24 protein-coding genes are annotated in these 25,758 nt (G+C 66.7%); 18 read left to right on the top strand and 6 right to left on the bottom strand.

Annotation, left to right across the window (positions count from 1 at the left end; genetic code table 11):
* Nucleotides 1-31 precede the first annotated feature (31 nt).
* From gyrA to lapB, 9 genes are all read left to right on the top strand, one after another.
* Nucleotides 32-2,668 (top strand): DNA gyrase subunit A, encoded by a 2,637-nt coding sequence (gyrA, locus tag BC358_RS06880; RefSeq protein WP_079365242.1) that lies wholly within the window; start codon nt 32-34, stop codon nt 2,666-2,668.
* Nucleotides 2,665-3,774 (top strand): 3-phosphoserine/phosphohydroxythreonine transaminase, encoded by a 1,110-nt coding sequence (gene serC / locus BC358_RS06885; protein WP_079365243.1) that lies wholly within the window; start codon nt 2,665-2,667, stop codon nt 3,772-3,774. The genes gyrA and serC overlap by 4 nt, the downstream gene beginning before the upstream one ends.
* Nucleotides 3,771-4,871 carry a prephenate dehydratase gene (gene pheA / locus BC358_RS06890; RefSeq protein ID WP_066155788.1) on the top strand — a complete coding sequence of 367 codons (1,101 nt, stop codon included), beginning with the start codon at nt 3,771-3,773 and terminating at the stop codon, nt 4,869-4,871. Before serC ends, pheA begins: the two co-directional genes overlap by 4 nt.
* A 1-nt stretch (nt 4,872) precedes the next feature.
* On the top strand, nt 4,873-5,769 hold the full coding sequence (locus BC358_RS06895; protein ID WP_066155785.1) for a prephenate dehydrogenase/arogenate dehydrogenase family protein: 897 nt from the start codon (nt 4,873-4,875) through the stop codon (nt 5,767-5,769).
* Between the two features lie 13 nt (nt 5,770-5,782).
* Nucleotides 5,783-7,801 (top strand): bifunctional 3-phosphoshikimate 1-carboxyvinyltransferase/cytidylate kinase, encoded by a 2,019-nt coding sequence (locus BC358_RS06900; protein ID WP_079365244.1) that lies wholly within the window; start codon nt 5,783-5,785, stop codon nt 7,799-7,801.
* Nucleotides 7,802-7,982: 181 nt separating this feature from the next.
* Nucleotides 7,983-9,659 (top strand): 30S ribosomal protein S1, encoded by a 1,677-nt coding sequence (gene rpsA, locus BC358_RS06905; RefSeq protein WP_066155779.1) that lies wholly within the window; start codon nt 7,983-7,985, stop codon nt 9,657-9,659.
* 51 nt (nt 9,660-9,710) lie between these two features.
* Nucleotides 9,711-10,064, top strand: a complete 354-nt coding sequence (locus BC358_RS06910) for an integration host factor subunit beta (protein ID WP_341785663.1) — start codon at nt 9,711-9,713, stop codon at nt 10,062-10,064.
* A 33-nt stretch (nt 10,065-10,097) separates the two neighbouring features.
* A complete protein-coding gene (locus tag BC358_RS06915; protein WP_066155775.1) occupies nt 10,098-10,400 on the top strand; it encodes a lipopolysaccharide assembly protein LapA domain-containing protein in 303 nt (100 codons plus the stop codon).
* Nucleotides 10,390-11,535 carry a lipopolysaccharide assembly protein LapB gene (lapB, locus tag BC358_RS06920; protein ID WP_066155772.1) on the top strand — a complete coding sequence of 382 codons (1,146 nt, stop codon included), beginning with the start codon at nt 10,390-10,392 and terminating at the stop codon, nt 11,533-11,535. The genes BC358_RS06915 and lapB overlap by 11 nt, the downstream gene beginning before the upstream one ends.
* On the opposite strand, the gene BC358_RS06925 is transcribed toward lapB, so the two are convergent.
* Nucleotides 11,505-12,209 carry a hypothetical protein gene (locus BC358_RS06925; protein ID WP_079365245.1) on the bottom strand — a complete coding sequence of 235 codons (705 nt, stop codon included), beginning with the start codon at nt 12,207-12,209 and terminating at the stop codon, nt 11,505-11,507. The two genes, lapB and BC358_RS06925, sit on opposite strands and share 31 nt — an antisense overlap.
* A 50-nt stretch (nt 12,210-12,259) precedes the next feature.
* Here BC358_RS06925 and BC358_RS06930 point away from each other — a divergent pair, with 50 nt between their 5' ends.
* Nucleotides 12,260-13,528 (top strand): FAD-binding oxidoreductase, encoded by a 1,269-nt coding sequence (locus BC358_RS06930; protein WP_079365246.1) that lies wholly within the window; start codon nt 12,260-12,262, stop codon nt 13,526-13,528.
* Nucleotides 13,529-13,537: 9 nt separating this feature from the next.
* Here BC358_RS06930 and BC358_RS06935 read toward each other — a convergent pair whose 3' ends face one another.
* Genes BC358_RS06935 through BC358_RS06945 form a run of 3 tightly spaced genes read right to left on the bottom strand, consistent with a single transcriptional unit; the run spans nt 13,538 to nt 16,321 of the window.
* Nucleotides 13,538-14,833 carry a TRAP transporter large permease gene (locus tag BC358_RS06935; protein ID WP_079365247.1) on the bottom strand — a complete coding sequence of 432 codons (1,296 nt, stop codon included), beginning with the start codon at nt 14,831-14,833 and terminating at the stop codon, nt 13,538-13,540.
* Nucleotides 14,826-15,332 carry a TRAP transporter small permease gene (locus BC358_RS06940; protein WP_066156067.1) on the bottom strand — a complete coding sequence of 169 codons (507 nt, stop codon included), beginning with the start codon at nt 15,330-15,332 and terminating at the stop codon, nt 14,826-14,828. The genes BC358_RS06935 and BC358_RS06940 overlap by 8 nt, the downstream gene beginning before the upstream one ends.
* 14 nt (nt 15,333-15,346) lie before the next feature.
* Nucleotides 15,347-16,321, bottom strand: coding sequence for a TRAP transporter substrate-binding protein (locus BC358_RS06945; protein WP_066155762.1), 975 nt, complete (start codon nt 16,319-16,321; stop codon nt 15,347-15,349).
* Between the two features lie 170 nt (nt 16,322-16,491).
* Between BC358_RS06945 and BC358_RS06950 the strand changes: the two genes are divergently transcribed.
* The 4 genes from BC358_RS06950 to BC358_RS06965 are packed head-to-tail and all read left to right on the top strand — an operon-like array spanning nt 16,492 to nt 19,602.
* Nucleotides 16,492-17,040: a winged helix DNA-binding protein gene (locus tag BC358_RS06950; RefSeq protein ID WP_066155760.1), complete on the top strand. Its 549-nt coding sequence runs from the start codon at nt 16,492-16,494 to the stop codon at nt 17,038-17,040.
* Nucleotides 17,041-17,045: 5 nt separating this feature from the next.
* Nucleotides 17,046-17,789, top strand: coding sequence for a 5-oxoprolinase subunit PxpB (gene pxpB / locus BC358_RS06955; protein ID WP_079365248.1), 744 nt, complete (start codon nt 17,046-17,048; stop codon nt 17,787-17,789).
* Complete coding sequence (locus tag BC358_RS06960; protein WP_079365249.1) at nt 17,786-18,838, top strand: biotin-dependent carboxyltransferase family protein; 1,053 nt, start codon at nt 17,786-17,788, stop codon at nt 18,836-18,838. Before pxpB ends, BC358_RS06960 begins: the two co-directional genes overlap by 4 nt.
* Nucleotides 18,835-19,602 (top strand): LamB/YcsF family protein, encoded by a 768-nt coding sequence (locus BC358_RS06965; protein ID WP_079365250.1) that lies wholly within the window; start codon nt 18,835-18,837, stop codon nt 19,600-19,602. Before BC358_RS06960 ends, BC358_RS06965 begins: the two co-directional genes overlap by 4 nt.
* Before the next feature lie 37 nt (nt 19,603-19,639).
* On the opposite strand, the gene BC358_RS06970 is transcribed toward BC358_RS06965, so the two are convergent.
* A complete protein-coding gene (locus BC358_RS06970) occupies nt 19,640-20,641 on the bottom strand; it encodes an XVIPCD domain-containing protein (protein WP_079365251.1) in 1,002 nt (333 codons plus the stop codon).
* 359 nt (nt 20,642-21,000) lie between these two features.
* Nucleotides 21,001-21,714, bottom strand: a complete 714-nt coding sequence (locus BC358_RS06975; RefSeq protein ID WP_143434211.1) for a hypothetical protein — start codon at nt 21,712-21,714, stop codon at nt 21,001-21,003.
* Nucleotides 21,715-21,913: 199 nt separating this feature from the next.
* Here BC358_RS06975 and BC358_RS06980 point away from each other — a divergent pair, with 199 nt between their 5' ends.
* The 4 genes from BC358_RS06980 to nosZ all read left to right on the top strand — a co-directional run bounded on the left by BC358_RS06980 (nt 21,914) and on the right by nosZ (nt 25,744).
* Entirely contained in the window at nt 21,914-22,912 is a 999-nt protein-coding gene (locus BC358_RS06980) for a recombination-associated protein RdgC (RefSeq protein WP_079365253.1), read from the top strand.
* A 22-nt stretch (nt 22,913-22,934) separates the two neighbouring features.
* Entirely contained in the window at nt 22,935-23,321 is a 387-nt protein-coding gene (gene crcB, locus BC358_RS06985; protein WP_079365254.1) for a fluoride efflux transporter CrcB, read from the top strand.
* A 111-nt stretch (nt 23,322-23,432) separates the two neighbouring features.
* Nucleotides 23,433-23,813 (top strand): hypothetical protein, encoded by a 381-nt coding sequence (locus BC358_RS06990; RefSeq protein ID WP_143434212.1) that lies wholly within the window; start codon nt 23,433-23,435, stop codon nt 23,811-23,813.
* Nucleotides 23,810-25,744, top strand: coding sequence for a TAT-dependent nitrous-oxide reductase (gene nosZ / locus BC358_RS06995; RefSeq protein WP_066155737.1), 1,935 nt, complete (start codon nt 23,810-23,812; stop codon nt 25,742-25,744). Before BC358_RS06990 ends, nosZ begins: the two co-directional genes overlap by 4 nt.
* Nucleotides 25,745-25,758: the final 14 nt, after the last annotated feature.

Below are 25,758 nucleotides of genomic sequence, written 5' to 3' on the forward strand. Positions count from 1 at the left end.
TCCCTCTCCGTCACGGACCCCTTCAAAGCTCATGACCCAGTTCGCCAAAGAAACCCTGCCGATCAGCCTTGAAGAGGAAATGCGCCGCAGCTATCTCGACTACGCGATGAGCGTGATCGTGGGGCGCGCCTTGCCGGATGCCCGGGACGGCCTCAAGCCTGTGCATCGCCGCGTGCTGTATGCCATGCATGAGCTCAACAACGACTGGAACCGCCCATACAAGAAGTCGGCCCGCATCGTTGGCGACGTCATCGGCAAATACCACCCGCACGGCGACAGCGCGGTGTACGACACCATCGTTCGCATGGCACAGGACTTCTCTCTGCGCCACATGCTGGTGGACGGTCAGGGCAACTTTGGCTCGGTGGATGGCGACAACGCCGCGGCCATGCGCTACACCGAAATCCGCATGTCCAAGATCGCGCACGAGATGCTCGCGGACATCGACAAGGAAACGGTGGATTTCGGTCCGAACTACGACGGCTCCGAAAAAGAGCCCCTGGTGCTGCCGACCCGCCTGCCCAACCTGCTGGTCAACGGCTCGGGCGGTATCGCGGTCGGCATGGCCACCAACATCCCGCCGCACAACCTCAATGAGGTGGTGGACGCCTGCCTGCATTCGCTGAAGAACCCGGACTGCTCCATCGACGAGCTGATGGAGATCATCCCGGCACCGGACTTCCCCACCGGCGGCATCATCTACGGCATCAACGGCGTCAAGGACGGCTACCGCACCGGCCGAGGCCGCGTGGTGATGCGCGCCAAGGTGCATTTTGAGGACATCGACAAGGGCCAGCGCCAGGCGATCATCGTTGACGAGATCCCGTACCAGGTCAACAAGAAGACGCTGCAGGAGCGTATCGCCGAACTGGTGCACGAGAAAAAGCTCGAAGGCATCAGCCACATCCAGGACGAGTCGGACAAGTCTGGCATGCGTCTGGTGATCGAGCTCAAGCGCGGCGAAGTGCCCGAGGTAGTGCTGAACAACCTGTACAAGCAGACGCAGCTGCAGGACACCTTCGGCATCAACATGGTGGCGCTGATCGACGGTCAGCCCAAGCTGTGCAATCTCAAGGATCTGATCACCGTCTTCCTGGAGCACCGCCGCGAGGTCGTCACCCGCCGCACCGTCTTCAACCTGCGCAAGGCGCGCGACCGCGGCCACGTGCTTGAAGGCCTGGCTGTTGCTCTTGCCAACATCGACGAATTCATCAAGATCATCCGCGAGAGCCCCACGCCACCGGTGGCCAAGGCCGAGCTGATGACCCGCTCGTGGGACAGCCAGCTGGTGCGCGAGATGCTCACCCGCGCCAAGGCCGACGGCGGCACCGTCAACGCCGACGACTACCGCCCCGAGGGCCTGGAACGTGAGTTCGGCATGCAGGGCGACGGCCTGTACCGTCTGAGCGAAACGCAGGCCCAGGAAATCCTGCAGATGCGCCTGCAGCGCCTGACCGGGCTGGAGCAGGACAAGATCGTCGCCGAGTACAAGGATGTGATGGCCGAGATCGACGATCTGCTGGACATCCTGGCCAAACCCGAACGCGTCTCGACCATCATCAGCGAAGAGCTGGTGGCGGTGAAGAACGAGTTCGGCCAGACCAAGCTGGGCGCCCGCCGCAGCGAGATCGAGCACAGCGCTCAGGACCTCTCGACAGAAGACCTGATCACGCCCACCGACATGGTGGTGACGCTGTCCCACAGCGGCTACATCAAGAGCCAGCCGCTGTCCGAGTACCGCGCACAGAAGCGCGGCGGCCGGGGCAAGCAGGCGACCGCCACCAAGGAAGACGACTGGATCGACCAGCTCTTTATCGCCAACACGCACGACTACATCCTGTGCTTCTCCAACCGCGGCCGGCTCTACTGGCTCAAGGTCTGGGAAGTGCCCGCCGGCTCGCGCGGCTCGCGCGGCCGACCGATCGTCAACATGTTCCCGCTGCAGGAAGGCGAGAAGATCAACGTGGTGCTGCCGCTGACCGGCGAGTTCCGCAGCTTCCCCGAGGACCACTACGTGTTCATGGCCACCAGCATGGGCACGGTCAAGAAGACGGCGCTGACCGAGTTCAGCAACCCGCGCAAGGCCGGCATCATCGCTGTCGACCTGGACGAAGGCGACTTCCTGATTGGTGCGGCGCTGACCGACGGTCAGCATGATGTGATGCTGTTCAGCGACGGTGGCAAGGCCGTGCGGTTCGACGAAAACGATGTGCGCCCGATGGGTCGCAATGCGCGCGGCGTGCGCGGCATGATGATCGAAGACGGCCAGAGCGTGATCGCCATGCTGGTGGCCGAGGACGAACAGCAGAGTGTGCTGACCGCCACGGTCAACGGGTACGGCAAACGCACGCCGATCGGCGAATACACCCGCCACGGCCGCGGCACCAAGGGCATGATCGCCATCCAGCAAAGTGAGCGCAACGGCAAGGTCGTGGCCGCCACGCTGGTGCACAGCGATGACGAGATCATGCTGATCACCGACAAGGGCGTGCTGGTGCGCACCCGGGTGAGCGAGATCCGCGAGATGGGCCGCGCCACCCAGGGTGTGACGCTGATCGCGCTGGACGAAGGGGCCGAGCTGTCGGGTCTGCAGCGCATCGTGGAAAACGATGCCAATGCACCCGAAGCAGCAGAAGGAAACGACGACGTGGCGGGTGACGCCGAATGACCCAGCGCCCCTACAACTTCTCGGCCGGCCCGGCCGCGATTCCAGAAGAAGTGTTGCAACAAGCCGCTGCCGAGATGCTGAACTGGAATGGTTCCGGCATGGGCGTGATGGAGATGAGCCACCGCGGCAAGGAGTTCATGTCCATCGCGGCGCAGGCCGAGGCCGACCTGCGCGAACTGCTCGCCGTTCCAACCCACTTCCGCATCCTGTTCATGCAGGGCGGGGGACTGGCGGAAAACGCGATCGTGCCGATGAACCTGTCTCGCGGAGGCACCGTTGACTTCGTCGTGACCGGCGGCTGGAGCCAGAAGTCGGCCAAGGAGGCCCGCAAGTACGCGACCGCGAACGTTGTCGCAAGCAATGAAGCCGACGGTCATACCACCCTGCCCGCCCCGGCTGGCTGGAAGATCAGCCCCGGTGCACAGTATGTGCACATCTGCAGCAACGAGACCATCCACGGTGTGGAGTTTCACGAGCTGCCCGATCTCAAGGCCCTGGGCAGCAATGCTCCGTTGGTGATCGACTTTTCGTCGCACGTTGCGTCCCGTCCGGTGGACTGGGCGCGCGTGGGCCTGGCCTTCGGTGGAGCTCAGAAGAACCTCGGTCCGGCGGGTGTGACGCTGGTGGTGGTGCGCGAGGACCTGCTGGGCCAGGCCCTGTCGATCTGCCCGAGCGCATTCGACTACCGTGTCGTGGCCGACAACGCGTCCATGTACAACACCCCGCCCACCTACAGCATCTACATGGCCGGGCTCGTGTTCCAGTGGCTCAAGCGCCAGAAGGAAGGTGATTTCACCGGTATCGCCGCCATGGAGGCGCGCAACTTGGGCAAAGCCAACCTGCTCTACAACTTCATTGACCATTCCCAGTTCTACGTGAACAAGGTGGCCAGAGACTGCCGTTCTCGCATGAACGTGCCCTTCTTTCTGCGCGACGAGAGCCGCAACGATGCCTTCCTCGCGGGGGCGAAAGAGCGCGGCCTGCTGCAACTCAAAGGCCACAAGTCGGTGGGAGGCATGCGTGCCAGCATCTACAACGCCATGCCACTGGCGGGCGTGCAGGCACTGGTGGACTACATGCGCGATTTCGAGAAGACCTGCGCATGAGCCAGCAACCCGTTCAGTCCGAAGCGCTCGCCGGTCTGCGCGTGCAGATCGACAGCATCGACCAGCAACTGCTGTCCCTGCTGAACCAGCGTGCCCGTGTCGCCGAACAGGTGGGCGAGATCAAACGGGCCGAAGGCTCGCCCTTCTTCCGCCCTGACCGTGTGGCCCAAGTGATCGACAAGATCCAGAACGCCAACCAGGGCCCGCTGCTGAACCAGCACGTGGCGTCCATCTGGCGCGAGATCATGTCGGCCTGCCTGGCGCTGGAAGCCCCGCAGCGCGTAGCCGTGCTCGGCCCCGAAGGCACGTTCACCGAACAGGCCGCGATCGAGTTCTTCGGCAGCGCCGCCAACCTGATCTACTGCAGCAGCTTCGACGAGGTGTTCCACGCGACCGCCGCAGGCACAGCCCAGTTCGGTGTGGTCGGCGTCGAGAACTCCACGGAAGGTGTGGTGGCGCGCTCGCTGGACCTGTTCCTGCGCTCACCCGTGCACGTGGTGGGCGAAGTCAGCCTGCTGGTGCGCCACAACCTGCTGCGCCAGGTGAACAACCTGGACGCGGTCGAGGTGGTGCTGGCCCACCCACAGGCGCTGGCCCAGTGCCAGGGCTGGCTCACACAGCACCTGCCCAGGGCAGAACGGCGCGCCGTTTCAAGCAACGCAGAAGGCGCGCGGCTCGCTGCCACCAACCCGGCCTGGGCGGCGATTGCAAGCGAGCGCGCCGCGGCGCAGTTCGGCCTGCACATCGTCTCGCACGCCATCCAGGACGAGGCCTACAACCGCACACGCTTCCTGGTGATCTGTCTGCCGCAGACCCTGGCCACGCCGCCCGCCTCCGGGCGCGACTGCACCAGCCTCGTGGTGTCGGTGCCGAACCGCCCGGGTGCGGTGCACGACCTGCTGGTGCCGCTGAAGAACAACGGTGTCTCCATGACGCGGTTCGAGTCCCGCCCGGCCAAGTCCGGCCAGTGGGAGTACTACTTCTACATCGACCTCGCGGGTCACCCCTCGCAGCCCAACGTGGCAGCAGCCCTGAAGGAGCTGCAGGGCCTGTGTGCGTTCTACAAGGTGCTGGGTGCCTACCCGGTCAGCGAATGACATGAACGCCCCTCCTCTCAAATTTGAACAACTGGGCCTGATCGGCTGCGGCCTGATGGGTGGATCGTTTGCGCTGGCCATGAAGAAGGCCGGGCTGGTCAAGCGTGTCGTCGGGTACAGCAAGTCGCCATCCACCACCGAACGCGCCCGCCAGATGGGTGTCATCGACATTGAGGCGCCTTCCGCCCTGCTCGCCGTCTCGGGCGCCGATCTGGTGCTGGTCGCCGTTCCGGTGTCAGCAACCGAAGCCACCTTCAAGGCAATCCGCCACCTGCTGACCAAGGACACGCTGGTGATGGATGTGGGTTCGACCAAACGGGAAGTCATCGACGCGGCACGGCGCGTGCTCAAGGATCAGGTGGGCGTGTTCGTGCCGGCGCACCCGATCGCAGGCAAGGAGCTGGCGGGCGTCGAGAACGCCGACGCGGACTTGTACCAGGGCCGCCAGGTCATCCTCACCCCCATCGAACGCACCCAGACAGTTCAACTGGAGAAGGCGGCCCAGCTCTGGGCGGCTCTGGGCTGTCATGTGCAGCGCATGTCGCCCGAGGCACACGATGCCGCCTACGCTGCGGTCAGCCACCTGCCGCACATGATTGCGTTTGCACTCATGAACGCCATCGCGGGTCATGAGCACGGCAAACAGTTCCTCGCCCTGGCCGGCCCCGGTTTCCGCGACTTCACGCGGATCGCCGCCAGCGACCCCAGCGTCTGGCGCGACATCCTGCTGTCCAACCGCGAGGAATTGATCGCACAGTCCCGACAGTTCCAGCGCGCTCTGCACGCGTTCGAGTCCGCCATCGCTGCAGGCAATCCAGACGCGCTCGAAGCACTGATCGACAAAGCCAGCCAGACCCGCTCGCGGTGGCGCATGAGCGCCCACAAGCCCCAGAGCTGACCTCCTCCAGCGCATGTACGCCATTGCCCATCTCGACATCCCGCCTCTGGCCAGCGCGGGCGGCACCGTCCGCCTGCCCGGATCCAAGAGCATCTCCAACCGTGTGCTGCTGCTCTCGGCCCTGAGCGCCGGCCACACCGACATTGCCGACCTGCTCGATTCGGACGACACGCGCGTCATGCTGGCCGCCTTGGACCAATTGGGTTGCCGCATTGAACAGCGCCCCGACAACCTGCTGCGCGTGCACGGTCTGGGCGGTCAGCTGCCGGTGAAAGGGGCCGCACTGTTCCTGGGCAATGCCGGCACCGCCATGCGGCCACTTACCGCGGCGCTTGCGCTGCTGGCCGCCGAGCAGGGCGGGTGTTTCGAGCTGAGCGGCATCCCGCGCATGCACGAGCGGCCCATCGGCGACCTCGTCGACGCGCTGCGCCAGCTGGGTTGCCCGGTGGACTGCCTCGGTCAGGAGGGTTACCCGCCGCTGCGCCTGGGCAATGGCACACCTTCTGTGCTTCGTCTGGACCAGCCCATCCGGGTGCGGGGCGACGTTTCCAGCCAGTTCCTCACGGCGCTGCTGCTGGCCCTGCCGCTGGTGGCGCGAGAGCGCCCGGTGGTAATCGACGTAGTCGGCGAACTGATTTCCAAGCCCTACATAGAGATCACGCTCAACCTCCTGGAGCGGTTTGGTGTGCACGTGCAGCGCGACGAATGGTCCCGATTCACGATCCCCGCCGGCAGCCGCTATGTGTCGCCCGGGCTGGTCCACGTCGAAGGAGACGCCTCGTCGGCGAGCTATTTCATCGCGCTGGGTGCGCTGGCGCCTGCCCGTGAGGGCACAGATGGCGTGACCATCGAGGGCGTGGGGCTGTCGTCGATACAGGGCGACATCCGGTTCGTCGAGGCGGCCCGGATGATGGGTGCCGAGGTGACGGGTGAAGCCAACCGCCTGCACATCCGGCGAGGCAAGTGGCCCCTGAAGGCCATTGACCTGGACTGCAACCACATCCCCGACGCCGCCATGACGCTCGCGGTGATGGCGCTTTACGCCGACGGCACCACCACACTGCGCAACATCGCGAGCTGGCGCGTCAAGGAAACCGACCGGATCGCGGCCATGGCCATCGAATGCCGCAAGCTGGGAGCGACAGTCGAGGAAGGTGCAGACTTCATCCGCATTACGCCGCCCGCCCGCTGGACGGGTGCGAGCATCCACACCTACGACGACCACCGCGTCGCCATGTGCTTTTCGCTGGCCGCCTTCAATCCGGATGGCGTCACCGTGCGCATCGAGGACCCGAAGTGCGTGGCCAAGACCTTCCCGGACTACTTCGAAACCCTGTTCGAGCTGTGTGCCACACCGGCGGCGCGCATCCCTGTGATCTGCATTGATGGCCCTACCGCCTCAGGCAAGGGCACGCTGGCCTCCGAGGTTGCCAGACGACTGGGTTTTCACCTGCTGGACTCCGGCGCGCTGTACCGCGCCACGGCCCTGGCCGCACAGGACGCCGGACTGGACCTGGACGATGAAACGGCCCTCGCCCGCCTGGCAGCCCATCTGCCCCTGGCCTTCCGCGATCACCGGGTCTACCTTGCCGGCCGGGACATCACCGATCCGTTGCGGCTGGAATCCACCGGGGGCATGGCCTCCCGGGTGTCCCAGCACCCGGCGGTGAGGGCGGCGCTGCATGGCCTGCAGCAAAGCTTCCGGCGCCTGCCGGGGCTGGTGGCCGATGGGCGCGACATGGGCACGGTGATCTTCCCGGACGCAGGCCTGAAGGTGTTCCTCACCGCCAGCGCCGAACAACGGGCCCAGAGACGCCATAAACAATTGATTTCCAAGGGAATTTCTGCTAGCATCGACGACCTTTTGGCAGACCTCAAGGCGCGCGACCACCGGGACATGTCCCGTGCACACGCACCCTTGAAGCCCGCGGAAGACGCCCAGTTGCTGGACAACTCGGACCTGAGCATCGAAGCCTCGGTGCAACTGGTTCTTGACTGGTGGCAAGGCACAACGGCGGTTCCAGGCAACTGAACCGCCTTTTTCGATGGCCCAGAAGGCCCCGCCGGGTGTTCACAGCCCGCAGGCCCCATGGTTCTTTCACTTAACCCGCGGTGTCACGCACCGCAACGTCAACGCCGCCCACACGTCGATTCCTCGCGCACCCTCCTTCGGTGCTGCTGCTGTCCGACGCCAGGTGGTCATAGGAAATTCAATGTCTGAATCTTTTGCCGCCCTCTTCGAAGAGTCCCTGAAGCGCGCAGAAATGCGCTCGGGTGAGGTCATCACCGCCGAAGTCGTGCGCATCGAGCACAACCACGTGGTGGTCAACGCCGGTCTGAAGTCGGAAGCCTACGTGCCTCTGAACGAATTCAAGAACGACCAGGGCGAACTCGAAGTCCAGGTCGGTGATTTCGTGTCCGTGGCGATCGACTCCGTCGAAAACGGCTTCGGCGACACCCTGCTGTCGCGCGACAAGGCCAAGCGTCTGGCCTCCTGGATGGCCCTGGAAAAGGCCCTGGAGTCCGGCGAGTTCGTCACCGGCACGACCTCGAGCAAGGTCAAGGGCGGCCTCAAGGTCATGGTCAACGGCATCAGCGCCTTCCTGCCGGGCTCGCTGGTCGACAGCCGTCCCACCAAGGACCTGACCCCCTACGAGAACAAGACCCTGGAATTCAAGGTCATCAAGCTCGACCGCAAGCGCAACAACGTGGTGCTGAGCCGCCGCGCTGTGGTGGAAGCCTCCATGGGCGAAGAGCGCGCCAAGCTGATGGAAACCCTGAAGGAAGGTGCCATCGTCAACGGCGTGGTCAAGAACATCACCGAATACGGTGCGTTCGTGGACCTGGGTGGCATCGACGGCCTGCTGCACATCACCGACATGGCATGGCGCCGTGTCCGTCACCCGAGCGAAGTGGTGACGGCTGGCCAGGAAATCACCGCCAAGATCCTGAAGTTCGACACCGAGAAGCACCGCGTCTCGCTGGGTCTGAAGCAGATGGGCGACGACCCCTGGATGGGCGTGGCCCGCCGCTACCCGCAAGGTACCCGCATGTTCGGCAAGATCACCAACATCGCCGATTACGGCGCGTTCGTGGAGCTCGAACCCGGCATCGAAGGCCTGGTGCACGTTTCCGAAATGGACTGGACCAACAAGAACGTGGCCCCGTCCAAGCTGGTGTCGCTGGGTGATGAGGTCGAAGTCATGGTGCTGGACATCGACGAAGACAAGCGTCGCATCTCCCTGGGCATGAAGCAGTGCCGCGCCAACCCCTGGCACGAGTTCGCCGAGCAGACCAAGCGCGGCGACCGCGTCAAGGGTCCGATCAAGTCGATCACCGACTTCGGCGTGTTCGTGGGTCTGGCCGCCGGTATCGACGGTCTGGTGCACCTGTCCGACCTGTCCTGGAACGAGCCGGGCGAAGCCGCCGTGCGCAACTTCAAGAAGGGCCAGGAAGTCGAAGCCATCGTGCTGGCCATCGACGTCGAGCGCGAGCGCATCTCCCTGGGCATCAAGCAGCTCGACGGCGACCCGTTCACCACCTTCGTGTCGGTCAACGACAAGGGCTCCGTGGTGACCGGCAAGGTCAAGACTGTGGACGCCAAGGGCGCCGAGATCGACCTGGGCGAAGACGTCATCGGCTACCTGCGCGCCTCGGAAATCTCCCGCGACCGCGTGGAAGATGCCCGCAACGTGCTCAAGGAAGGCGACGAAGTCACGGCCGTGGTGGTGAACGTGGATCGCAAGACCCGCAACATCCAGCTGTCGATCAAGGCCAAGGACATGGCCGACCAGAACGAAGCCATGGCCAGCCTGAACCAGAACACCGGCAACGCCGGTACGACCAACCTGGGCGCCCTGCTCAAGGCCAAGCTGGACAGCAACAACTGAGATCCAGCCTGAGGCTTCTGCCGGTGCTTCACGCACCGGCAGGGCCCGGCGCTGTTCCGGACACACCAACGCCCGAGTTCAGTCATGACCCGCAGCGACCTTGTCGAAGCACTGGCCAGCCGGTTCGGCCAGCTCACCCACCGCGATGCAGAGTTCGCTGTCAAGGCGATCCTGGACGCGATGGGCGATGCCCTGGTGAAAGGCCACCGGATCGAGATCCGCGGGTTCGGCAGCTTCTCTGTCAACCGCCGCTCGCCCCGCATCGGACGCAATCCGCGCTCGGGCGAGAGCGTGATGATCCCCGAGAAGCGGGTGCCCCACTTCAAGCCTGGCAAAGCCCTGCGCGAGCAGGTGGATGCCAAGACGGCGGAGATCCTGGGTCGAGAGCCGAAAAATACGGCCTGATCGCTACAATCGTCCCACCACAGAGGGGATGATTTGAAATACCTGACGTGGCTGCTCAATGCAGCCATTTTTTTTGTTCTGTTCGCCTTCGCGCTGAACAATCAGGACACGGTCACCATGCACCTGTTCTTCGGAGCCCGCTGGCAGGCCCCGCTGGTGCTGATTCTTCTGTGCGCCTTGCTCCTGGGCGTGGTGCTGGGTGTGGTGGTGATGCTGCCGCTGTGGCTGCGGGCGCGTCGGCGTTCAGCAGCCCGACCGGCAACCGCACCCATACCCTTGCCTCCTGCCGTCCCGGACGCAGTGTCCACCGCGTCCCGCCCCCCGAATGGAACTTGACCTGACCTGGCTCCTCTGGGGCCTTCCCCTGGCCTTTGCACTCGGATGGCTGGCCTCACGCCTCGACCTGCGTCAGTGGCGCATGGAAAGCCGCCAGACGCCCAAGGCCTATTTCCGGGGCCTGAACCACCTGCTCAACGAACAGCAGGACCAGGCCATCGACGCCTTCATCGAGGCGGTGCAAGGAGACCCCGACACCGCCGAGCTGCACTTCGCACTGGGCAACCTGTTCCGCCGCCGCGGCGACTACGACCGCGCCGTGCGGGTGCACGAGCACCTGCTGGCCCGCGCCGACATCGGCCGCAAGGACCGCGACCGCGCCCAGCATGCGCTGGCGCTGGACTTTCTCAAGGCGGGCCTGCTGGACCGTGCCGAGTCCGCCCTGCACAAGCTGGAAGGGTCTGCCTACGAGGGCGAAGCCCTGATGGCGCTGCTGTCGATCGCCGAACGCTCGCGCGACTGGCCCCAGGCGCAGATCCTCGCCCAGCGCCTGGAGGACACCCACCAGGGCAGCTTCACGCCCCGCCTTGCGCACTACCTCTGTGAAGAGGCCGAGCTGGCCATGAGCCAGGGGGACGCCGCGGAGGCCCAGCGCCTGCTCAACAAGGCGGTGGAGCGCGCGCCGCAGATGGTCCGCGGCTGGATGGCGCTGTCGGCGCTGAAAGCGCAGCAGGGCGACACCAAGGGTGCATTCGACACGCTGCTGCAACTGGTGCGCCATGCGCCGCAGGGCTTTCCGCTGGCGGCGCGACCCATCGCCGACCTTTCAATCGCCACCGGGCGCCAGCAGGAAGCCATCGCCCTGCTCAACGAGGCGCAGGCCCACGGCCCCTCGCTGGACATCACCGAGGCGCTGGCCACGCTCAGCGGCAGCGCGACAGCGGCCCGGAGGCACTACCTCAGCCACCTGGAGCGGGAACCTTCCCTGGTGGCGGCCACCCAGTGGCTGGCTGGCGAAACCCTGTCGGACCCCGCTGCCCAGAAGCGGGTCCAGGCGGCGCTCGAACATGCGGCCGCTCCGCTCAAGCGCTACCGCTGCGCCGCCTGCGGCTTCGAGGCACGCCAGCACTTCTGGCACTGCCCGGGCTGCCAGAGCTGGGACAGCTACCCGGCTCGCCGCGTCGAAGAACTCTGAGCACGGCGCCAGACGGCCAGCAGCCAGGTCTCCAGGTCGTGTACCGGCCGACCGGTCGCCGCTTCGACGGCCGCACGGTAAGGCGGCATGTTGGTGCACTCCAGCACCACGGTCCGCACCTGCGGGTGCCGCGACACCAGCCTCATGGCCGCCGCCACCACATCTTGCTGCGCCTGCGCCAGGTCCAGCACCGAGTCATCGGCGAGGATGCGCGATTGCAGCTCGCAGCCGGGAGCGAGGCCTTGCACGGGTGTTCCGGCGGGCACACCGGCCTTGCGCAGCAGGGATGGGTGCAGCGAGGCCGCGTCAAAGGTGACGATGCCCGGTGCGGGCAGGTCGGCACATTGCAGCAGGCTGGAGGTGATCACGGGCACCGGGACCACGGCCTGCAGTTCGGCCTGCCACCCGGCGAGGAAACCGCAGCTGGTGGAGATCAGGCGTGCACCGTCATCCGCCAGAGAGCGGGCCGCGTCGATGAACGGGCCGAGCAGTGCCGGGTCCTGTTGCTGCACCACGCGCCGTGCCGATGCCCCTGGCACGACACGCAGCCGGGCCGGGATGCCGGCCCGCGTCCAGGTCTGCGGACAGCCGATGTCGCCGGGCGGACGCGGGAAGCGCGTGTCGAGCACGATCACGCCGAGAAAGGCCTTTTCACTGCTGTCCGAACCATTCATGGCGATAAGCTGTGCGTCCACATCCGAAGCAACAAGAAGGTGATTGAAGCATGACGCAGGCCAGACCAGGGCAGCGCGCTGTGGTGCTGGGCGCCGGCATGGTGGGTATTGCCTGTGCCCTCTCGCTGCGCCAGCGGTCCATGGACGTCACGGTGCTCGACCCGCTGGGTCCCGGCGCCGCCACCTCGCATGGCAACGCGGGCGTGCTGGCGCGCAGTTCGCTGATGCCGTTCAACCACCCAGGGCTGTGGGCCCAGCTGCCGGCGCTGCTGCGCGGGAAAAACCCGGGCTTTCGCTACCACCTGCCGTGGGTGCTGGGCCAGTGGCGCTGGGGGTTGTCGTTTCTGGGCCATGCGCGGGCTGCCGACTTTCAGGAAACCACCACCGCGCTGGACGCGCTGATCCGCCACTCCGGCACCGTCCACCGGCGCTGGATGGCCGAGGCGGGCATCGCACACCGCCGCCGCGACGACGGCTGGCTGTTTCTCTACCGCAGCGAGGCCGCTTTCGACAGTGGCGCCTTCGGGCGCGAGACGCTGGCGCGCTTCGGCGTGGCCACACGCGTGCTGGATGCGGCCGCGCTGCACGAGCTGGAGCCCCACCTGAAGCCAATGTTCCCGCGCGCGCTGTGGGTGCAGGACGCCAGCTCGGTCGACAGCCCCGGCGAGGTGGTGCGCAGCTATGCGGCCTGGCTCCAGGCGCTCGGCGGCGCGGTGCGCACGGACGAGGCCACCGGGCTGCATCGCCACAGCGGCGGCTGGACGGTTCACACCCGCAGCGGCACACCGCTCGAAGCCGACCATGTGGTGGTGGCGCTTGGCCCCTGGTCGCGCGACTTCCTGCGCGGGCAGTTCGGCCTGCGCCTGCCCATGGGCTTCGAGCGCGGCCAGCACCGCCACTTCCACCCCGCCGAGGGCACAGCGCTGTGCCGGCCGGTGTACGACACCGCTGGCGGCTACGTGCTGGCGCCGATGGCGCAGGGGCTGCGGCTGACCACGGGTGTCGAGCTGAACGCGCAATTCGCGCCGCCCCACCAGGCGCAACTCGAGGTGGCCGAACGCACTGCGCGGGAAGCGATGCCGCTGGGTGACCGCACTTCCGACCCCGACTGGCTGGGCAGCCGCCCCACCATGCCCGACTGCAGGCCGATGATCGGTGAATGCCCGGGGCAGGAGGCGCTGTGGCTGGCGCTGGGTCACCAGCACATCGGCTTTTCCACCGGCCCGGGCACCGGCGAGTTGCTGGCGCAGCTGATGCTGGGCGAACCGAGCGCCATCGACCCGCACCCGTTCAGGCCGCAGCGCTTCCTGCGCGCCTGAACAGCGTGCTCACATGTTCCCCGGCAGCCACATCACGATCTGCGGGAACCAGTACAGCAGGGTGACCGCCAGCACCATCAGCAGGAAGTACGGCATGCAGACCCGCGCAATCCAGTTGATTTCGCGCCGCGTCATGCCCTGCAGCACGAACAGGTTGAAGCCCACCGGCGGCGTGATCTGCGCCATCTCGACCACGATCACGATGAAGATGCCGAACCAGATCAGGTCGATGCCTGCGGCCTGCACCGTGGGAATGATCACACCCATGGTCAGCACGATCATCGAGATGCCATCGAGGAAGCAGCCAAGCACGATGTAGAACAGCGCCAGCGCGACCAGCAGCAGGCCGGGCGACAGGCCCAGCGAGCCCACCCATTCGGCCAGGTGGCGCGGCAGGCCGATGTAGCCCATCGACAGCGTCAGGAAGGCCGCGCCCGCAAGGATCAGGGCCATCATGCAGTACAGGCGCGTGGCGCCCAGCAGCGCATCCCTGAAGCTCTGCCACGAGAGCGACCTCTGGTAGGCCGACAGCAGCAGCGCACCGACGACGCCGATGGCCGCCGCCTCGGTCGCAGTGGCCACGCCGACATAGATCGAGCCGATCACACCGCCGATCAGCAGGATCACCGGGATCAGCTCGCTGGACGCGCGCAGCTTCTCGGTGAAGCTCATGCCGGCGTCGGCCTCGGGAATCTTGTCCGGGTTCATCAGCGCCCAGACCATCAGGTAGCCGCTGAACAGGCCCGCCAGCAGCAAGCCCGGAATGACGCCTGCGACGAACAGCTTGGCGATCGACACCTCGGCTGCGACACCGTAGACGATCATCACGATCGAGGGCGGAATCAGCAGCCCCAGCGTGCTGGCGCCACCCAGCGAGCCGATCACGCGCTCGGGCGGGTAACCGCGCTCGGTGAGCTCGGGAATGGTCATCTTGCCGATGGTGGCGCAGGTCGCGGCCGAGGAGCCGGACACCGCGGCGAAGATGGTGCTGCCCAGGATGTTGGTGTGCAGCAACCGGCCCGGCAGCGCATTCACCCAGGGCGCCAGCCCCTTGAACATGTTCTCGGACAACTTGGTGCGGAACAGGATCTCGCCCATCCACACAAACAGCGGCAAGGCGGTGAGTGTCCAGCTGCTGGCCGAGCCCCAGATGGTGACCGCCATGGCGTCGCCCGCGCTGCGCGAGGAGAACAGCTCCATGCCGATCCAGGCTACGCCGGCCAGCGTCAGGCCGATCCAGACCCCACTGCCCAGCAGCAGGAACAGCGCGACGATCAGAAAACCGGTGACCAGCATCTCATTCATGGCGCGTCTCCGGTCCGCCGATGTGCTGGCGCTGGCCGCGCAGTTCCAGCACCCATTCGTCCACAAACGCGATGAGCAGCACCAGCGTGCCCAGCGCCATGCCCAGCTGCGGAATCCACAGCGGCGTGGCGTCGTTGCCGGTGGAGATGTCGTTGAACTCGTGCGACTGCATCACCAGCCGCAGCGAGAACCAGGCAAACAGGCCGGACAGCAGCACCGCCGCGCTCAGCGACCACAGCTCCATGCCCCGGCGCGCACCGCCTGTGAGCTTGCCGAGCACCAGCGTGACGCGGATGTGCTCGTTGCGCTTGAGCGTGTGCGCCAGTGCCAGGAAGCCGGCCGCCGCCATGCTGTAACCCGCGTAGGCGTCGGTGCCCGGCACATGGAAATTGAACTGGCGCCCCAGCACCGACAGCAGCACCATGACCAGCACGCCGATCATGAACACCGCCGCGAGCCAGGCGCAGCCGTCGTACAGAGCGTCGAGCGCGCGCCGCATGCTGCTGCCGCCGCTCACTTGCGGAACGCGTCGACCAGGGCCTGGCCCTCAGGACCCGCCTTGTCCAGCCACTCCTTGAGCATGGTGTCGCCGACCTTCTTCATGTCGGCCTTGAGCGCGGCTGGCGCGGGCAGGATCTGCATACCGCCGGCCTTGAGCTTGTCCAGGCTTTCGGTGTTGGCCTTCTTGCTGGCGTCCCAGCCGCGCGTCTCGGCGTCGGCAGCCGCCTTGAGCACCGCGTCCTGCGTGGGCTTGTCCAGCGTGTCGAAGGCTTTCTTGTTCACCAGCAGAGCGTTCTTGGGCAGCCAGGCCTGGGTGTCGTACCAGTACTTCACATGCTCGTAGAGCTTGGCGTCGGCACCGGTGGAGCCGCTGGACATCATGCTTTCGGTCACGCCGGTGGCGAAGGCCTGGCTGACTTCGGCGGCCTGCACCGTCACCGGCTGTGCGCCCACCAGTTCGGCGATGCGGGCGGTGGCGGGGCTGTAGGCGCGCCACTTGATGCCCTTGAGGTCGGCGGCGCTGTTCAGCGGCTTCTTGCTGTAGACACCCTGCGGCGGCCACGGCACGGCGAACAGCACCATCATGCCCTGCTCGGCCAGTTTCTTCTCCAGCAACGGGCGCTGCGCCTTCCACAGCTTGGCGGCCTCGTCGTAGCTGTCGGCCACGAACGGAAGGCCGTCGGCGCCGAACAGTTGCCACTCGTTCTGGTAGTTCACCAGCAGGATCTCGCCGGCCTGCGCCTGGCCACCCTGCACCGCGCGCTTGATCTCGGGCGCCTTGAACAGCGCGGCGTTGGGGTGCACCGTGATCTTGAGCTTGCCGCCACTGGCCTTGTCCACGTCGGCCACGAACTGGTTGATGTTGACCGTGTGGAAGTTGCTCGCCGGGTAGGCGGTGGCCAGGTCCCACTTGGCCTGGGCGAACGCCGAGGTCGAGAGGCCGATGGCAGCGAAGGCCATGGAGAGTTGGAAAGCGCGACGTTTCATGAAAGCTCCAGTTGCAGGTTGAACAAACCGCGGCACCGACCGCAGAAGACGGGTGCATGCACTGTAGGGGTCATGGCAACAGATTGTGACCAGTGTTTTCCCTTATTGTTGACAAATCGTTGGTAAATTGTCGTCAAATACAGGCGCCCGCCCACCACGGAAACCGACCCATGGCCAAGTCAGCCCAAGCAAGCAGCACGCCAGTCACCGCCGCACCACGATCGCCCATCGTGTCCTCTGCGCACCTGGTCTCGCCCCAGAGCGCGGAGATGAGCGAGTTCGAGTTCGGCCTGATCGTGGCCAGCAACGCCTTCCACCGCTGGGTGGTGCACTGCATGGCCGCCGCCGGGCTGAAGGACCTGATGCCGCTGGACGTGCTGGTGCTGCACCACGTGACGCACCGGGCCAGGGACAAGCGCCTGTCCGACATCTGCTTCATCATGAACATCGAGGACACGCACCTGGTGAACTACTCGCTCAAGAAGCTGGCGAGCCTGGGCGTGGTGGCATCGAGCAAGTCGGGCAAGGAAGTGACCTACGCGGCCACCGAGTCCGGCAGCGCCTTCGTCCAGCGCTACCGCGAGATCCGCGAGCAATGCCTGATCCAGGCGCTGCACGCCGACGATGCACTGAACAAGGACATCGGCGAGCTGGCGCGCCTGCTGCGCGTGCTCTCGGGCATGTACGACCAGGCCGCCCGGTCGGCGGCGTCGTTGTGAGCGTCATGACCCCACGTCTGCTGCCCCTGGGCGACAGCGCCTGGACGGTGGAGTTCGGCCACGCCATCGACGCGGCAACCAATGCGCGCGTCATGGGCCTGGCCGGGCGGGTCGCGGCCGCGCGCCAGAACGATCCGCTGCTGGCCCCGGTGACCGATGTGGTGCCGACCTTCCGCTCGCTCACGGTGCATTTCGACCCTTGGGCGGGCGACGCCACTGCCTTGGGCCGGCAATTGCTGTCCATGGCGCAGGAGGGTCAGCAGACCACTGTGCAAGGACGCCAGTGGCAGCTGCCCGTGTGCTTCGACGACGACTTCGCACCCGACCTGCCGCGCGTGTGCGAGCTGAAGCAACTGAGCCGGTCCGAGGTGATCAGCCAGCTGCTGGGCGCCGCTTTCCGGGTCTACATGCTCGGCTTCCAGCCCGGCTTCCCCTACATGGGCGGACTGCCACCCACGCTGGTCACGCCACGCCTGCCCTCGCCGCGACAGAAGGTGCCCGCGAAGTCGGTGGCCATCGCGCTGGACATGTGTTCGGTCTATCCCTGGGAGAGCCCGGGGGGCTGGAACCTGCTGGGGCGCACGCCGGTGGTGCTGTTCGACCCGGCGCAGACCGAACAACCCGCCATGCTCGCCGCAGGCGACGAGGTGCGCTGGACCGCGGTGGACCGCGCCACCCACGACCGGCTCGCGCGCGAGATCGCCAACGGCCTGCCGCGCGAGACCTTCCTGAAAGAGTCTGCGACATGAGCGGCCAGCTGGAAGTCCTGCAGCCCGGCATCGGCACCACCGTGCAGGACCGGGGCCGTCCGGGCCACCGGCACCACGGCCTGCCGCTCTCGGGCTGGCTCGACGCGCCGCTGGCCCGGGCCGCCAACGCGCTGCTGGGCAACGATCTGAACGCGGCGGTGCTGGAGCTGCGCGGCGTCGGCACGGCGCTGCGGGTGAAGCGCGGACCCGTGCGCGTCGCGCTGGCCGGCCGCATCGGCGCGCAGCGCATGCGAGAGGACGGCGCCCGCACGCCCCTGCCCGCCTGGCAGACCGCCACGCTGCACGAGGGCGAGACCCTGCAGCTGGGCAGCGCCGACAGCGGCTGCGCCTACCTGGCGGTGGCAGGCGGCATCGCCCTGGCGCCGGCCTTCGGCAGCCGCGCCAGCTACTGGCGCGCCGGCCTGTCGGGTGTGCTGGGCCGCGCCTTCCAGCCGGGCGACGTGCTGCCCTGCGGCGAGACCGGCAGCGGCGACCCGCGCGAGTGGCGCTGCCGCTCGCCCTGGGAGCCCGAGACCGGCCCGATCCGCGTAATGCCTGGCCCGCAGGACGACCATTTCACCCCCGACGCGTTGGCGAGCTTCTTCGCGCAGGACTGGCAGGCCACACCCGCACAGGACCGCATGGGCCTGCGTCTGGAAGGCGAGGCACTCGCGCACACCAGCGCAGACGCCGCCGACATCGTGTCCGACGGCGTGACGCCGGGCGTGATCCAGGTGCCGGCCAACGGCCAGCCCATCGTGCTGCTGGCCGATGGCCAGACCGTGGGCGGCTACCCCAAGATCGCGACCGTCATCACCGCCGACCTGCCGCGGCTGGCGCACCTGCGGCCGGGCACGCGTGTGCGCTTCGCGCCCGTGACGGCGGAACAGGCGCACGAGGCCCTGACCGCCCAGCGCACGCGCTGGCAGCAATGGCTGGCGGGCCGCGAGGCCTTCCTGCCGCCGGGCCACATCGACGAGGCCGCGCTCTACGGCCGCAACCTGATTTCCGGCATGCTCGCCACCCACCCCGGAGAGGACACACCATGAGCCCCATCAACCTCAACGCCGACCTCGGCGAAAGCTTCGGTGCCTGGACCATGGGCAGCGACGCCGAACTGCTGACCGTCATCAACAGCGCCAACATCGCCTGCGGCTTCCACGCCGGCGACCCGGTGGTGATGCGCGAGACCGTGCGCCTGGCCATCGCCAACGGCGTGAGCCTGGGCGCACACCCGGCCTTCCCCGACCTGCAGGGCTTCGGCCGGCGGGTGATGCAGCTCTCGCCCAGGGAACTGGAAGCGGCCATCCTCTACCAAGTCGGCGCGCTGCAGGCCATGGCCTCCGCGGAAGGCGGTCGCGTGACCCACGTCAAGCCGCACGGCGCACTGAACAACATGGCCTGCGCCGACGAGGCCATGGCCGCCACCGTGGCGCGCGCCGTCAAGGCGCTGGACCCGCAGCTGATTCTTCTGGCGCCCGCCCTCTCGGCACTGGAGCGCGCGGGCGAAGCCGCCGGCCTGCGCGTCGCGCGCGAGGTGTTCGCAGACCGCACCTACCAGGCCGACGGGCAGCTGACGCCACGCTCACAACCGGGCTCGGTGCTGCACGACGCCGCCGACTGCGTGCGGCATGTGCAGCGCATGCTGGAGGCCAGCGGCATCCTCACCGCCGAAGGCGAGCGCCTGCCCACGCCCATCCACAGCATCTGTGTGCACGGCGACGGCCCCGGCGCCTTGGCCGCTGCGCGGGCGATCCGCACCGCGCTGGAAGCGGCCGGCCACCGCCTGGCGGGCTTGCCGGCACTGGTCTGAGGCGGTCCTTCGAGAACCAGGGTGGGCGTTGCGGTGCTCAGGCCCTGACCGGGGCCTGTCTTTCCTGGGGCTGAACAGCCGCCACCTCGGCGACCGGCTCCACGCCCGCGGCCAGCCGCTGCAACGATTCATCCACGGGCCTGTTGGCCGCCTGCCGCGCATCGACGGCCCCCTCCTTCAAGCCGAGGCCATCGAACTCCGCGACGCGGATCTGGCCCCCATCCGCACGCAAGTGGGTGATGCGCGACAGACCGGCCTCCCGCGCGCCCAGCGCCACCGCGTGCACCGTGTTCTCCATGCCCTGGTCCCAGGGCAGTCCGTGCTGGTCGGCCAGCCGCTGCACATGGCCCCTGCTGTCGTCGAGCAACCGCCGGGTCGGTTCGGGCAAGGCCGCCGGGTCCAGGGCGGCGCCTTTGCGCGGCTCGCGCTGGGCAGGTTCACCCGGTTCGAGCGGTCCGCGGATCGTGTCGATGGCATCGCGGGCGTTGCCATCGAGGCCGCGAGACACCGCCGTCAGCACGCCACGCATCTGGCGCACGTCCCGGCGGTACTCGCCGATCTGCACCGCCTGCTGCTGCGCCAGGCTGCGCGCCTGCGGATTGGCAAGGATGGAGCGGTCGGGCTGGCCGCCGGCGTCCACCTCCACGAAGTGGTGCATGCTGTGGCTGCCCCCCAGCGCCACCGCCGCACCGAGGGTGCTGGGCGGGGTCATTCCGGCGGCCCACATTGCCGGAGAATAGGGACGTAGCGAGTCGCTCCAGTGGGTCTGGTTGTCGTAGCCCTTGGACAGCAGCGTCTTCACCTCCTCGGGCCGGGCATAGATCCGTGTCTCTCCAAAGTGCGGGCTGGCCGCGCTCACCGCGTCGCCCGCCATCATGTGGTTGATGACCAAGTGCCCGCCCTCGGGAATGCGCCAGCTCAGGCTGACTGCGCCATAGGCGTTGAAGGTTTCGCCTTTGAGACCGAAGTGGTGGGCGCTGACCTGGGCCAGCGTGCCGCCCAGCGAGTGGCCGGTGGTGGTGACAGGGCCAGAAGTCAAGTTCCGCGCCTCATCCGCCACTTTCAAACGGAGAGCTTCGCGCGTCAGGGCTATTGCATCCTCCGCTTGGAGGTTGGAACGATTGAGAACCATGCCACCGTCTGCCAAAGCGCCGTCCTTGAACGCCTCCCGATCAAACTCAGTGCCTCTGTGGACAACCACCAACTCGCCCGTGTCGCGGCGCTGGTAAATCGTGCCCTGGTACCCGGTCCTGGGGTTGTCCACATGGGCACGGACATGGAACGTGACACCGTCCGAGACGACCTTTGGGGCCGAATCATCGCCACGGTCGTAATTCGCAGACTGCGCTGGCTTGTACACATGCCACGCCAAGTCTGCATATTGCTGACTGGAGACACTCATGGTTTGGCCTTCACTTGTGCGGTGATGGAGAACAGGTTGGAGCGGAAGGGCTCCTTGTAGCCGTCAGGATCGCGCCGCCCGGGGTTGCCCACGGAAACAGCCGAATCGCGCGTCTCCAGCTTTGGATAGTCCCCTTTCCAGTAGTACTGCCGGTACGTGGCACCGTCCACGAACTCCTTCGCATCCAGGCTGAGGCCATAGCGCGTGTCCTCCTCCGACGCACTGGCAGCAAAGCCCGCCCCCGCGCCACCCATCTCCCAGCGGCACACCCCCTTGCCGTAGTAGTCCTCGTCCAGCATGGCATCCAGCGCCACCGTCATCACGAAGCGATTCGGACCAGCGGGTGTGACGGGCAGGCTCAGACCTTTGAACGGCGTGCCCCAGGTGCCTGCCCAGGCATTGGTGACAAAGGTGCAGTTGGGCGCCTGCGGCGCGCTGTAACCGGCGCTGCCCCGCACCGCCATCAGCGGCCCCGGCGCATCGTGGATCTCGAACGTGACCTCGAACACCCGGCGAGGCGAGGGATTGAGCTTGAAGAGGTGGGCCTGCTCCGACCGGTCGTTCTTCTGCACGCCGGTGGGCTGGTCGGCCGCAGCGGATGCGCCCGGCGCCGGCGCGGCTGGGGCGGTGGGTTGGCAGGCCATCAGCGTCCCCCACATGACGATGGCGCAGGCCAGACGGGCGCCGCGGTTGAAAGGCAACTCATGCACACACACCTCCTTGATGTTTTGCTGGCAGGGTCGCTGGTGCACATCTGTTGGCCGCCCTGCCCGATCTGTTCCGTCGGCAGTATAGGCAAACGCCTGGACATACCAACCGGCTCGGTATCATCGAACGCCCAGATCCCAGGCCTCTCCTGCCGCCGGCAGGGGAGGTCGGCCGCTGACGGCCTGCAACCCAAGGAAATACGTGTTCAAGAATGTGACGATCTACCGCATCGCGCCCGGCTGGGACGCGACGCTGGAGTCGATGGAGGCCGCGCTGGACGCGGCGCGTTTCGTGCCCTGCAGCGCCTCGCAGGACAAGTCGGTCGGCTGGGCCGAACCGCGTGGTGAGGAGCATGGCCCGCTGGTCGAATCGGTCAACGGCCAGCGCATCCTCAAGCTGGTCATCGAGACCAAGGCCGTGCCCGGCGCCGTGGTGAAGGAAAAGGCGCAGGAAGCGGCCGACCACATCGAGGCCACCACCGGCCGCAAGCCCGGCAAGAAGGAAACCAAGGAACTGCGCGAAGACGCGCTGCAGGCACTGCTGCCCCAGGCCTTTCCGCGCCGCGGCAGCGTCTGGGTCTGGTTCGACATGAAGAACGGCCTGCTGGTCACCGACGCCGGCAGCCAGGGCAAGAACGACGAGGTCGTGACCGCGCTGGTGCGCGCCTTCGACGGCCTGGCCCTCACCCTGCTGCAGACCGCCATGACGCCGCAGACCGCGATGACGCAGTGGCTGGCGACCACCGAACCCGAGAACGACTGGCCCGAAGGCTTCAACGTCGAGCGCGAGTGCGAGCTCAAGTCGGCTGACGAAGAGAAATCTGCCGTGAAGTTCACGCGCCACCACCTGCTGACCGACGAGGTGCGCAAGCACCTCACCGAAGGCAAGCTGCCCACGCGGCTGGCACTCAGCTGGGAAGGCCGCATCGGCTTCACGCTGACCGAATCCATGCAGCTGAAGAAGCTGGCCTTTCTGGAAGGCGTGTTCGACGACCGGCCCAACGACGACGAGAGCGGTTTCGACACCGACGTGGCCCTGGCCACCGGCGAGCTGAGCCAGTTGATCCCGGCGCTGATCGGAGCCTTGGGCGGCGAGATCGAGCCCGGCGCGGCGCTGCCGGGTGCAGAGCCCGCGTCGGCGCCGGCCAAACCCAAGCAGGAAGCCGTCACCGCCGTGGGCGACGGCGACGCGCCGTTCTGACACGCTCAGCGGCGCCTGATCCATGCTGCAAATCGTTGCCATCAGCCTCGGAGCGAGCGTCGGCGCGCTCTCGCGCTGGCAGCTGAGCCTGTGGCTCAACCAGGGCCACGCCGTGCTGCCCTGGGGCACGCTGGCTGCCAACTGGATCGGGGCCTGGCTGATCGGCGTGGCGGTGGTGTTCTTCCAGAGCCAGACGCAGCTGGACCCGGCCTGGCGGCTGGCCCTGGTCACCGGCTTCCTCGGCGCGCTGACCACCTTCTCCACCTTCTCGGCCGAGGTGGTGTCCATGCTGCAGCACGCGCGCTACCTGCTGGCCTTCGGCACCGCGGCGCTGCACCTGCTGGGCTCGCTGGCGCTCACGCTGCTGGGCATGAAGATGGCCGGTACCTGGTTCGGTCCGACCAACTGACACGGCGCCACTGACGTCTGCGCACCACACCACCGGGGAGCGCAATTGACGAATGTCAATTGCCCTTAAAGATTCATTTTTTATGAAGCATATCGGACCTATAGTCCGCCCATGCTTTTCCTGAGCCGACTCCGCAGCCGCTGCCAATGCCCCGTGCTGTGGTGCCTGCTGGTGAGCTGGTCGCTGGTGTTCGCCTCACCACTGATCCAGCCGCCGCAGAGCACCACGGTCTGCAGCAGCACCGGCCTGCAGTGGGTGGACCTCGACAACGAAGGCGCACCGGCGACCACCGGTCACGCCCTGGACTGCGCGCTGTGTCTGCCGACGGCGCTGCCCTCCCCGCCTCCCATCAGTGACGCCTGGCTGCTGGACTTTGGCCATCACCAGCGTGCCGTCGCCACGGCCACACGCCACCCCGTTCCCGAGGCCACGCCGCCACCCGCGCGCGGGCCACCCCGTTTCCCAAGCCCAACCCTAGAGGTTTTCACATGAAAGACGACAGCATTTCCAACGATCAAGACCGCGCCGCCTGGGGGCGTCGCAAGTTCCTGAACACCGCCGCGCTGGCGGGTCTGTCCATCGGCGCCGTGGCCTGCACCGACAAGTCCGCCGGAACAGCCGCCACACCCGCCGCCCCTGCAGCCCCCGCCGATGCGGCGCACGCTGCCTCGGGAGCCGCCGCCGGCCACCTCAAGCCCGGTGAACTCGACACCTACTACGGTCTCTGGAGCGGTGGCCACACGGGCGACATGCGCGTGCTGGGCATGCCCTCCGGCCGCGAACTGCTGCGCATCCCCTGCTTCGTACCCGACGCACTGGTCGGTTGGGGCATCACCAACGAATCCAAGGCGATCATGGGCACCAAGGCCGATGGTTCGCTGCGCTACACCGTCGCCGACACGCACCACACCCACGCCTCCTACAAGGACGGCAACTACGACGGCCGCTACGCCTGGATCAACGACAAGATCAACAGCCGCCTGGCCCGCATCCGCCTGGACTACTTCGTCTGCGACAAGATCACCCAGCTGCCCAACGTGCAGGGCTTCCATGGCATCTTCCCGGACAAGGCCGACCCGGTCGATCCGGCCATCAACTACACCACACGCGTGTTCTGCGGCGCCGAGTTCTCGATCCCCCTGCCCAACACGGGCACCGAGGACAGCAGCAAGTACCGCTCGATGTTCACCTGCGTGGACGCCGAATCGATGGAGGTGCGCTGGCAGGTGCTGATCGATGGCAACTGCGACCTCACCGCCACGTCGTATGACGGCAAGCTGGCGGCCACCAACCAGTACAACATCGAAATGGGCGCCAAGTACGAGGACATGATGTCCGCCGAACGCGACGCCTGCCTGTTTTTCAACATCGCCCGCATCGAAGAGGCCGTCAAGGCCGGCAAGTTCAAGACCATCGGCACATCGAAAGTGCCCGTGGTGGACGGCACACACGAAGCCAACAAGGATCCCAAGACGGCGCTGACGGCGTATGTCTCGGTTCCCAAGAACCCCCACGGCGTGAACGCCAGCCCCGACGGCAAGTACTTCATCTGCGCGGGCAAGCTCTCGCCTACCGCCACGGTGATCGAGCTCAGCAAGGTGCTGGAGTGGTTCGACGGCAAGCTTGAAAAGCTGGACGACGCCATCGTGGCCGAGGTTGAACTCGGCCTGGGCCCGCTGCACACCGCCTTCGACGGCCGCGGCAACGCCTACACCACGCTGTTCCTGGACAGCCAGGTGGTCAAGTGGAACGTGGACGCCGCCATCAAGTTCCATGCCGGCGACAAGGCCGCCAAGTACGTGGTCGACCGCATCGACGTGCACTACCAGCCGGGCCACATCAACGCCTCGCAGTCCGAGACCAAGGCCGCCGACGGCAAGTACCTCGCCGTGGGCTGCAAGTTCTCCAAGGACCGCTTCCTGCCGGTGGGCCCGCTGCACGCCGAGAACGAACAGCTGATCGACATCTCGGGCGAGAAGATGGTGCTCATGGGCGACCACCCGGTGCGCGGCGAGCCGCACGACTTCATCATCTTCAAGCGCGACCTGGTCAAGCCCAAGCAGGTCTATTCGCTCGACGACTTCCCGAACGCCGTCAAGGACCCGAAGGAGTCGGGCGTGTTCCGCAACGGGAAGAAGGTGACGGTGAAGATGACCTCGCAGGCGCCGGCCTTCAGCCTGCGCGAGTTCAAGGTCAAGAAGGGCGACGAGGTCACGCTGATCCTGACCAACCTGGACAAGATCGAGGATCTGACCCACGGCTTCGCGATCCCCAACTACAACGTGAACTTCATCGTCAACCCGCAGGAAACGGCGTCGGTCACGTTCATCGCCGACCAGCCGGGCGTGTTCTGGTGCTACTGCACGCACTTCTGCCACGCATTGCACCTGGAGATGCGCTCGCGCATGATCGTGGAAGCGTAACGACGGGCCGATGA

This window comes from Hydrogenophaga sp. H7 (assembly GCF_002025745.1).
Lineage (GTDB): Bacteria > Pseudomonadota > Gammaproteobacteria > Burkholderiales > Burkholderiaceae_C > Hydrogenophaga > Hydrogenophaga pseudoflava.